Source organism: Synechococcus sp. BA-120 BA3 (assembly GCF_034931285.1).
In the GTDB taxonomy this organism is placed as follows: domain Bacteria; phylum Cyanobacteriota; class Cyanobacteriia; order PCC-6307; family Cyanobiaceae; genus Cyanobium.
The window spans coordinates 1-2851 of record NZ_JAYGHZ010000120.1; the positions used below are offsets into that span (position 1 = coordinate 1).

General features: G+C 69.6%; 3 protein-coding genes and 1 pseudogene. 2 read left to right on the plus strand and 2 right to left on the minus strand.

Annotation, left to right across the window (positions count from 1 at the left end; genetic code table 11):
- A pseudogene (locus tag VB737_RS06190) lies at positions 1 to 231 on the minus strand (sensor histidine kinase); the annotation flags it as partial.
- A 404-nt stretch (positions 232 to 635) separates the two neighbouring features.
- Between VB737_RS06190 and VB737_RS06195 the strand changes: the two are divergent.
- On the plus strand, positions 636 to 1007 hold the full coding sequence (locus tag VB737_RS06195; RefSeq protein ID WP_015109652.1) for a DUF3155 domain-containing protein: 372 nt from the start codon (positions 636 to 638) through the stop codon (positions 1005 to 1007).
- Between the two features lie 21 nt (positions 1008 to 1028).
- Here VB737_RS06195 and VB737_RS06200 read toward each other — a convergent pair whose 3' ends face one another.
- The gene (locus VB737_RS06200) at positions 1029 to 1706 is read right to left on the minus strand and encodes an alpha/beta hydrolase (RefSeq protein ID WP_500312023.1); all 678 of its coding nucleotides are present in this window, start codon (positions 1704 to 1706) and stop codon (positions 1029 to 1031) included.
- 56 nt (positions 1707 to 1762) lie between these two features.
- Here VB737_RS06200 and purH point away from each other — a divergent pair.
- On the plus strand, positions 1763 to 2851 hold a 1089-nt coding region (gene purH / locus VB737_RS06205; RefSeq protein ID WP_500312025.1), incomplete at its 3' end, for a bifunctional phosphoribosylaminoimidazolecarboxamide formyltransferase/IMP cyclohydrolase.

Sequence of the window (2851 nt, forward strand, 5' to 3'; positions counted from 1 at the left end):
CCGCAGGGGCAGCCAGCGCCGCTGCTCCGCCGGCACCCGCAGCCGGCTGACGCTGTCCACCGCCGGCAGGGCCCGCTCGTCCGGGGGCCAGTGGCCCACCGGAAGCAGGCTGGGCTGGCCCGTTTCCCCCTGCTGGGTGACGTAGACCACCAGGGAGCGGACCTCAGGGCAGTCGATGAACTGGCCCAGCTGGAACCCCACCAGGGCCAGAAACCTTTGCGAGACAGGCATCACCAGCCGCGGACCGGGTCCGTCCGGGAAATTTTCAGGAGAGGCGTGTCGAAACGCAAAAAAAGTTTTAAGATCTTGGTAACGACCACTACTTCGCAGTCCTCGGACGGGCGGAAAGTTGCAGTCGTAACGGCCAGTGTTGCGCTTTGCCCGCAACCAAGGCTACAGCAGAGGCAGCTGCGCACCGCCTCTGTCCCGGCCATGACCTCCTCCGGGAGCCGGCCGGCGTTACTGACGGTGATTCTCTCCGACCAGCCCCAGGTCGACAGTCGTATGGACGTGGACCCGCCACCTCTGGGTGGTCGGTCCTCCTTGCCGTTCGTCGCCGGCTCCGGCCGCCATCGCACGTCTGCAGCCCCCCCCCCAACTCCACCTTTCGGTCTCCCTTCACCGGGATCCATGCCATGTCCAAGAAGCGCAAGCGGATCAGTCGCCGTCGTCTCGCAGGCCAGCGGGTCCTCGCCCATGTTCCGACCTTCAATCTCGAAACCGGCTCCCACAAACCGGTAACCGCGGCGCGCCGCTACATCGCCGAAACGGAGCTGACGGCTCCGGCGATCCTCAATGTGCGCCGCAACGAGCACACCACCGACCGCTTCTTCTGGGGGGAGAAGGGCCTGTTCAGCGCCCAGTACGCCGAAGAGAACCACTTCCTGTTCCCGTCCCTGCGCCTGATCGTCGACAGCATCGGCGAAGAGGTGCTCTTCGAGGGCCTCGAAGCCCTCGCCTCCGACGACTGGGAGGAGATGGAGGAGTACGAGTACGCCTTCGTCTGAGCCCCGCCTTGGAGCTCCTGGTCAGCGTCCATTCCAGCCCCTGACCAGGAACTCCCGCATCGGGGCGATCAGCTCGGGATCGATGCTGTGGCCGCCCGGGAAGGCGATCCGCCGTACCGACCCTCCGGCTTCCGCGAGCGATCGCTCCAGCGCCTCACTGGCCGCGAACGGCACCACCGGATCCTGCTCGCCATGGGTGAGCAGGATCTCTGTCTTTGGCGTCCGGGGCTGCCAGTCGGGATGGGGGTAGCCGCTGCAGGCCACCAGCCCCGCCAGCGGCAGGGACTCGCTGGCCTCCGGGCCGCCGCCCGTGGCCACATCGATGGCCATGGCCGCCCCCTGGGAGAAGCCCAGCAGGCAGGTGCGCTCAAGCGGCACCGAAGCACCCAGGGCCAGCAGCCGTTGCCGCAGCGCCCGGCGGGCTTCGGGCAGCTGGGGCCACTCGGGCTGCTGCAGGTCGTACCACTGGCGGCCCAGGCCGGCCGGATGGGTCAGGGGCGCCCGCAGGGCCACCACGCTCAGGCCGATGGCGGTGGGATCGGCCTCCAGGAGCACCGCCCCCAGATCGAGCAGGTCATCGGCGTCGGCGCCCCAGCCGTGCAGCAACACCAGCCGGCGGTCGGCCTGGCGCGGGCCGGCGAACAGGGCGGTGGTGCTGTCTTCGCTCAGCGGCAGTTCGGCGCGGGGATCCGTGGGCACGGTGGGGTTCGGCTGTTGCTGCGTAGGTTGGCTCCTTCCCCGCCCTTTCCGCCGTCATGGCTGCCACGGCCCTTCTGAGTGTGTCCGACAAGCGGGGCCTGGTGCCGCTGGCGGAGGGGCTGCTGGCTCAGGGCTACGCGCTGCTCTCCAGCGGCGGCACCGCCGCGGCCCTGGCCGCCGCAGGCCTCCCGGTCACGAAGGTGGCGGATCACACCGGCGCTCCGGAGATCCTCGGCGGCCGGGTCAAGACCCTCCATCCCCGCATCCACGGCGGCATCCTGGCCCGCCGGGACGATCCCACCCACCGCGCCGACCTGGAGGCCCAGGGGATCACCCCGATCGATGTGGTGGTGGTCAACCTCTATCCCTTCCGCGCCACCGTGGCCGACCCCGCCGTGAGCTGGGAGACGGCCATCGAGACCATCGACATCGGCGGCCCGGCCATGGTGCGCGCCGCCGCCAAGAACCATGCCGATGTGGCGGTGCTCACCGATCCCGACCAGTACCCGGCCTTCCTCGAAGCCCTGGCGGCCGGCCAGGTCGACGCCACCCTGCGGCGCCGGCTGGCCCTGGCGGCCTTCGCCCACACCGCCGCCTACGACGCCGCCATCGCCACCTGGATCGATGGCCGCCTCGGCGAGGAGCCGGGGCAGCCCCTGCGGCTGGAGCTGCCCCTGCGGCAGGTGCTCCGTTACGGCGAGAACCCCCACCAGGGCGCCCGCTGGTTCGGCGAGGCCGGCGTGGGCTGGGGGGCGGCCCGCCAGCTCCAGGGCAAGGAACTCAGCTACAACAACATCAACGACACCGACGCGGCCTTTGAGCTGGTGGCCGAATTCGCGCCCACCGATGGGCCTGCCTGCGCGATCATCAAGCATTCCAACCCCAGCGGCGTGGCGCGCGGCGCGACGCTGGCCGAGGCCTATCAAAAGGCCTTTGATTGCGACCGCACCAGCGCCTTCGGCGGCATCGTGGCGCTGAACATGACGCTTGATGGCGCGACCGCCGAAGAGATCGTGAAAATCTTCACCGAGGTGGTGATCGCCCCCGATGCAGATGCCGATGCACGCGCCATTTTCGCGGCGAAAAAGAACCTGCGCCTGTTGACCACCGGCGCGCTACCCGATCCGCGCGCGCCTGTCTTGGCC